This window comes from Streptomyces sp. NPDC044106 (genome assembly GCF_056433985.1).
Genome location: NZ_JBWKFZ010000034.1, coordinates 21917 through 28069, shown reverse-complemented (window position 1 = coordinate 28069; position 6153 = coordinate 21917). Strand labels below are relative to the sequence as shown.

Sequence of the window (6153 nt, the reverse complement as noted above, 5' to 3'; positions counted from 1 at the left end):
GACGACAGAAGACTCGCGGCACCCACCCGTCACCGCATCAACTTTGGTGCACTCTCATCCGTACGAGGTGGTGCACGTTCACTTGTACGCCGACACCAGCCCGAGCAACCTCACTCGCCATCACGCCAGAGGACCTGACCAGCCGAAATCAAGATGGCGGAACTTCAATGGATGAGCGGCCACTGCCCGATTGGGCAGGAGGGCTTGGAACTGCTCCCACAACGGGTCGGTATGGATGCGGGCAGGACGGGCACGTGACCTTCGTTCGGCCGTAGAGGGCGTTGACCAGCAAGTCCCGCAGGGGTGTGCCGTCCCGATTGTCATGGCGGCACACCCCTGCGGGACGAAAGTCACCCGGCCTGTTCCTGCAGGTCTGTTGCGGGAGCGGGCGCGGGCATGCGCCAGGCCACGACCGCGCCGGTCACGAGCCCCATGGCGGCCAGCAGGGTGGCGACCAGGAACGGATCGAGGGAGTGCAGGGACGGGGCGAACCCGATCCCGACGCAGAGTGCCACCCCGGTCGCACCGCCCAGCTGGTCAGCCGCACGCTGGACGCCCGAGGCGGTCCCGGCGTCGTCCTCAGTGACGCCGCTGACCGCGAGGTACTGGAGCCCCACAAGGCCGAACCCCATCCCGGCCGCGATCAGGAGCATGGCCGGGATCATCGCCACACCGTCTGCCCGCAGGGCCGCGATGGCCGCGATCACTGCCATCGCGGCCGCGGTGAACCCGATGCCGGCGAGCACGCACGCGCGTGCTCCCCAGCAGCCCAGCAGGCGGGGCACGAGCAGGGAGAACACGATCAGCGAGAGGGCCAGAGGAAGCATCGTCAGACCCGCGCCCAGCGGGCCGATGCCCAACCGGTCCTGCAGATACAAGGTGAACAGCAGGAACGAGGTCGACAGCGCCCCGCTCAGCAGCATCGTGGCCAGGTTGGCCGCCACACGCGTGCGGTTGGCGAAGAAACGCAGCGGCAGCAGCGGGTTGCGCGAGCGTGCCTCGATCTGCACGAACCCGGCCCCAGCGGCCATCGCCCCGGCCAAGGCCCCCACGATCACCCATGCGGGCGTTCCGGGTTCACCGGCCTCGACCACGCCGAAGGTGAACAGCAGCGGGCAGGCGGTCAGCAGCAGCGCGCCGGGAAGGTCCAGCCGCGAAACGTCCTTGGCCACAGGCCGTTCCCCCTCGACCAGGAAGACGGCCGCCAGCAGCACGATCAGGATGAACGGGACCGAGACCAGGAAGATCCACCGCCACCCCAGGTGGGCGGTGATGACTCCGGACAGGACGAACCCGACCACGAGACCGCAGCTGGCCACCGCCGCCCACACGCTCAGGGCCCGCGACCGGCGTGGCCCTTCGGGGAACATCAGGACGATGGTGGCCATCGCGGCAGGCAGCGCGATGGCCTCACCGGCGCCCTGCAACAAGCGCGCGACCACCAGCAGCGCAAACGTGGGAGCCAGGCCCGCCAGCAGGGACGCGGCGCCGAACAGGCCGGTACCGAGCAGCAGCACGCGCCGCCGCCCGAGCAGGTCGCCCAGCCGGCCACCGAGCATCAGCAGCCCGCCACCGGTGACCGTGTACCCGACCACGACCCAGGTCAGAGCGTGCTCGTCGACGTCGAAGTCAGCGCCGATCGAGGGCAGGGCGATGTTGACCACGGTCACGTCGACCGCGATGAAGAACTGCAGCATGGACATCGCGCACAGCACCAGCCATGCGCGTGCCGGGGACGGGCTGTGCCCGCGTGAAGAAAGGATGCCTGGAAGCATCAGGTGCTCCGTCGCTCAGAAGAAGTTCTGAGCAGCACTAACGTGCCGCTCCGGTCTGAATCACGAAGCGGCTGGACGTCCAGGAAGAGTGTGTGAGTCGAACGTCCCGCCGCTAGCGGGACGACCTGGTCACTGCGGCGCAAGTGGCCGCACACGAAGCAGCAGACATGCCGTGAACGCTACCAGGGCAGAGACACCCGGCTCAGACACCTGCCTGACATCTCATCTCTTCACTCGTAGGCCCGTTCGCCAGAGCTTCTCGGGCACCGGGAACTCCGGCGCCGCGGAGCACCCATCCGCGCGATCTCTTACGAGTTGGTGCGTGATAGCGGGTGAGGTGTGTTCGGCCTTGCCGTGGCCGGTTTTCAGATGTTGGCGGTGCGGTCGGAGACGAGGCCGGCGATGGCGCGGTAGGTGTCGGGCAGGACATCTCGCTGGTGTGTCCAGCGGGTCAGTTGCTTCCAGCGTTTGTGATCGGCAAGGGCGTGTTCGACGGTGATGCGGTCGGACGAGTGCCGGTGGCGGTCCCGTTCCCATTACTGGACTCTGCCGGGCAATGCTCCCGGCCGCGGTTTTCTGGGCGGTGTGATCGCTTGGCCACGGTGGTCGCGGCTCAGGCCGAGGTAGCCGTCGTCCAGGAGGACTTCGACGTCGGGGAAGTGCCGGAAGCAGACGGAGATGCCTTCGTTGCGGGCGGCCGTGGCGTCGTGCATACGCCCAGGTCGCAGGGCATCGGTCCATAACGTGCGGCCTCGCCAGTCGGCAATCACGGTGGCCTTCATCGTGTTCTGCTTCTTCTTGCCCGAGACGAAGGCACGACGTCCGCCGCGGCCGGCCGGTGGCCGGCGGACCTGGATCTCGGTGGCGTCCAGCCGCAGCTCGATGCCTTCGGCCTGGGCATAGGCAAATACATCCGTCAGCGTCCGAAGCTGCAGGCCGGGACGGTCGGGAACCGCGCACCCCCGCTCCGCCAGGAGCGTGCGCACCTCTCCGATCGCCCGGGTGACCGTGGAACGGTCGACACCGAACAGCAAGCCCAGCACCGAGTGCGGCAGGTCGTGCCACAGATGGATCAGTGTGGCCACCAGCCTGTCGACGAACACCAGCTGATGGCGGGCGCCGGCACCCGCGGCCCGCTTCCTGGCCCTGCCCCGCGTCGCATGCCGACGACCTTCGACCCCGGCCTGCCACGGCTCGGCCAACTCTTCGACCAGACAGGCAAGATGAGACCGAGAGATCCCCGTGAACAGCCGATGCGCCAGCACCGCCCGATTGACCATGATCGCGACAGCGGGATCATGCCATCCACCTGGCTCGACACCTCACCCGCTATCACGCACCAACTCGTTAGACGGTGTCCTACGTGGTGAGCCGGATGAGCCGTTTGAAGCAGCACAGGGCGGCAGCGAGTCCGAGAAAGGCCAGGTAGTTGCGGGGATTGCGCTCGTAGCGGGGGCTGAGGCGGCGGTAGCCGGACAGCCATGAGATCGTCCGCTCGATCACCCAGCGGCGGCGCCCCAATCGTTCACTGGACTCGACTCCCCTGCGGGCGATGCGCACGCCGATGTGCTTTCCCCACAGCCATTTCCGCAGGTGGGGGATGTCGTACGCCTTGTCCGCGTGGAGCCGCTGCGGCTTGAAATACCGTCCGCGGTGCGGGTCGTGTTGCGTTTGGTGACCCTCGACCATGGGCTTCAGCCCCTCGCAGTCGTGGACATTGGCGGCCGAGACGCCGACGAGGAGGGGCAGCCCGTTCGCGTCCGACAGGATGTGCATCTTGGAACCCGGCTTGCGCCGGTCCACGGGGCTCGGACCTGTGTGTTCGCCCCCCTTTTAGCGCGGACGTGGGCGGTGTCCAGGACGACGCGGGTGACGTCGATGAGGCCGGCATCGTCGAGCCGGTGCAGCACGGCCTGGTGCAGCCGGCCACTGCTCGACATCACGGGCTGGCGGCCGGAAGAGATAGACGATGGCGTCGCCCTGATGACCGAGCTGGGGCGGTGGCCCGGCGGCCGGGCGCTGTACGACCCGCGCCCCGACGACCCGCGCCCATCGGGCGGCCCGGGTGTGGTGTGCCGCTTCTACTACTCCGGCGACACGCCCTGACCCCGGCCGCCGGCCTCGGCGCCCGGCCTGCCCTCGGTCAGCTGGCTGGCGGTGTTCTCGATCCACAGCAGCGCCCACTCGACTCCGGCCCGCCACCCGGGTTCCGCGCTGTCGTAGCGGCCTTCGGCGTCGGCGCGGATGTTGGCGGCGAGGGCGCGCAGATCCTTCTGCAGTCCCTGCCGCTTGGCCGCGTCCATGGCCTGGATCATCTCGTCGGTGATGTCACCGGGTCGCAGTGCGCTCATCGCCCCACCTTGGACGATGTCCCCCGCCGCTGGCCATATCTCCAGGGCGCTGACCTGTGAACTGCAGTGGCGATAGCGTCCGGCCCCATGACCACCACCGACACGATCGCGGCCCTGGCTCTGACCGTCGTGGTCGTCGCTGCCGCTGCCGCCATCGGCTCCTGGAGGGCCGCGCGCAACGCCAACGGGGCTGCACAGACCCTGTCCCGGATCGAGCAGCAGCGCCTGCACGCTGATCTCACCCCGCACTTCCGCTGCACGGTCGTGGCCAACGAGGCCCGCTCCACCGCCATGCTGCGAGTCCACCTCGAAGGCCCGCCCGGCCTGCTGTCCCACGGCGCCATCGAGATCACCGCGTCCCTGCGCAACGACAACCCGCACCGGGGCGGCGGGCCCCAGCTCGCAGGTGCCCCGGCTCCCGAAGCGGTCCGCGCCCACGTCTGGGGGCCGTGGAAGTTCAGCGCGGACGACCGCGACGACACCGGCCGGACGGCCGCTCCGCAGCAGCTGGCGATCGGCGAGTGGACGCGATACGGCCTCACCCCCACCACCCCGCCACCGTGGTCGACGACCAACACGCACGACTGGCAACGCGACTACGCGAACGAACCGGTACGCCTGAGCATCACCGCCAGGTCCAAGGGCAGCGAGTGGATCGTGCCGCTGGAAGTCCCCGTCACCATCGAGGGCACCTCCTGACCACGGCAGGTCAGGAGTCGGTGATGTGGTCGAAGCCGCTCAGCATCGGCGTCAGCTCCTGAGCACACCCGCACAGCCGCGTGCCCGGGTTCTCCGCGACGTTCAGCGCCTGCTCCACACCGAGCAGCGGCGCCCCCTGCGGCGCTTCCTCGCAGTCCGGCGCGTGCAGCACACCACGGGCCGGGCCCTGTCCCTCGCGCGCCTTCGCCAGCACCCAGCCCGAAGGCCGACGCTCCCCGAGGACCTCACGGACCATCGACTTCGGCGCAGACGGAAGGGGCTCAGTGGGGACCTGGTCGTAGTCGACGCCGTCGGCTGGGCGCACGTGGTCGGGAGCCCGGACCCATACCCGGTACTCCGCGGCCTCTACGCTGCCGTCCTCGAGGTCCCGGTACGACGGCAGTCCCACGAGGTACACCCACCCGTTCTCGGTCTGCCGCCGCCTCCACAGCCGTGCCACGACCTCCTGCTCAGGGTGCCCGAGCACCGGGTCGGCGGGCAGCACGACTCGCACCGGCACCGGCCGGGCTGCGTCGTCGGAGGGCGAAGTCACGGCCCCACCGTAGGCAGCCGGGCCCGCCCCTACCGCAGGCGCGGGCCCGGCGCGCGCCTGCGCCGTCAGCGGCGCTTCATGCCGATCCCGGACGCGACGTCCTCGGACAGGCTCTCGTACGGCAGGCCGGCCTTCTCCACGATGTCGACGAGGACCTCGTGCTTGGCGTAGTGGGCGGCGTCGGTCAGCCCGGCCTCCAGGCGGGCCAGGCGGCGCAGGAAGCGTTCCATGTCGACCGTGCCGCCCTCGCGGATCGCTTTCCAGACGCGCGCGTACTTGGCCGCCCAGTCCTCCAGGGTGGCGCGGTCGCCGTCGACCAGGCCGTCGTCGTCCAGCTGGCCGCGCTGCCGGACGCTCATCGGCCGAAGCCGGTGGTGGCGGGCGGCGGAAGGCCGCTGGTACGCCCAGATCTCCGCGCCGCTGCCTCCGGAGTCGACCACGACCGATCCGACCAGCAGGTCGAAGGCGTCCTCGATGGCGGCCGCGGCCTTGTCGATGTCGCTCGCCGGACGGCGGGTGACCAGCTGCACGTGCCCGACCCAGCCGTCCGCGTGCTCCAGCACCTCGAGCACCGCGCCGGGCAGCGGCCCGCCGGGCGAGGCGATCTCGCGGTCCCAGATCTCCCGCACGTCCGTGTCCCGCTGGTCCAACTGGCTGCGCCTGCCCGGCTGTTCGTGCTCGGCCATCGGTCCCTCTTCCCCTAGATCGGTCCTGCATCTCCTGTTGTACCGACTGCGGCTCACAGGCGGAGTGCCTGCGGATTTTCGGTCCGGAA

The 6153-nt window shown here is 69.7% G+C and carries 6 protein-coding genes and 2 pseudogenes; 2 read left to right on the top strand and 6 right to left on the bottom strand.

From position 1 onward, the window contains the following. Window positions 1-350: 350 nt before the first annotated feature. The 3 genes and pseudogenes from AC07DI_RS36885 to AC07DI_RS36875 form a co-directional block, all read right to left on the bottom strand. Window positions 351-1703 carry an MFS transporter gene (locus tag AC07DI_RS36885; RefSeq protein WP_478909269.1) on the bottom strand — a complete coding sequence of 451 codons (1353 nt, stop codon included), beginning with the start codon at window positions 1701-1703 and terminating at the stop codon, window positions 351-353. Between the two features lie 437 nt (window positions 1704-2140). Then, window positions 2141-3055 (bottom strand): annotated as a pseudogene (locus AC07DI_RS36880) (transposase). Between the two features lie 79 nt (window positions 3056-3134). Next, a pseudogene (locus tag AC07DI_RS36875) lies at window positions 3135-3703 on the bottom strand (IS5 family transposase); the annotation flags it as partial. Between AC07DI_RS36875 and AC07DI_RS36870 the strand changes: the two are divergent. Continuing rightward, window positions 3654-3881, top strand: a complete 228-nt coding sequence (locus tag AC07DI_RS36870) for a hypothetical protein (protein WP_478909273.1) — start codon at window positions 3654-3656, stop codon at window positions 3879-3881. The pseudogene AC07DI_RS36875 and the gene AC07DI_RS36870 sit on opposite strands and share 50 nt — an antisense overlap. Here AC07DI_RS36870 and AC07DI_RS36865 read toward each other — a convergent pair. Beyond that, window positions 3860-4126 (bottom strand): hypothetical protein, encoded by a 267-nt coding sequence (locus AC07DI_RS36865; protein ID WP_451518830.1) that lies wholly within the window; start codon window positions 4124-4126, stop codon window positions 3860-3862. The two genes, AC07DI_RS36870 and AC07DI_RS36865, sit on opposite strands and share 22 nt — an antisense overlap. An 87-nt stretch (window positions 4127-4213) precedes the next feature. On the opposite strand from AC07DI_RS36865, the gene AC07DI_RS36860 reads away from it, so the two are divergent. Beyond that, window positions 4214-4825 (top strand): hypothetical protein, encoded by a 612-nt coding sequence (locus AC07DI_RS36860; protein ID WP_478909267.1) that lies wholly within the window; start codon window positions 4214-4216, stop codon window positions 4823-4825. Window positions 4826-4835: 10 nt separating this feature from the next. Here the strand turns inward: AC07DI_RS36860 and AC07DI_RS36855 are convergent, their stop codons facing one another. Together AC07DI_RS36855 and AC07DI_RS36850 are read right to left on the bottom strand one after the other, a co-directional pair. Beyond that, a complete protein-coding gene (locus tag AC07DI_RS36855; RefSeq protein WP_478909271.1) occupies window positions 4836-5345 on the bottom strand; it encodes a DUF6233 domain-containing protein in 510 nt (169 codons plus the stop codon). A gap of 98 nt (window positions 5346-5443) precedes the next feature. Further along, window positions 5444-6064, bottom strand: a complete 621-nt coding sequence (locus AC07DI_RS36850) for a hypothetical protein (protein WP_478909265.1) — start codon at window positions 6062-6064, stop codon at window positions 5444-5446. Window positions 6065-6153 lie beyond the last annotated feature (89 nt).

Excerpts from the sequence above, each read along its gene's own strand:
- AC07DI_RS36885 (WP_478909269.1), bottom strand. The coding sequence starts at position 1,703 with ATGTCCATGCTGCAGTTCTTCATCGCGGTCGACGTGACCGTGGTCAAC.
- AC07DI_RS36870 (WP_478909273.1), top strand. The coding sequence starts at position 3,654 with ATGAGGCCGGCATCGTCGAGCCGGTGCAGCACGGCCTGGTGCAGCCGG.
- AC07DI_RS36865 (WP_451518830.1), bottom strand. The coding sequence starts at position 4,126 with ATGAGCGCACTGCGACCCGGTGACATCACCGACGAGATGATCCAGGCC.
- AC07DI_RS36860 (WP_478909267.1), top strand. The coding sequence starts at position 4,214 with ATGACCACCACCGACACGATCGCGGCCCTGGCTCTGACCGTCGTGGTC.
- AC07DI_RS36850 (WP_478909265.1), bottom strand. The coding sequence starts at position 6,064 with ATGGCCGAGCACGAACAGCCGGGCAGGCGCAGCCAGTTGGACCAGCGG.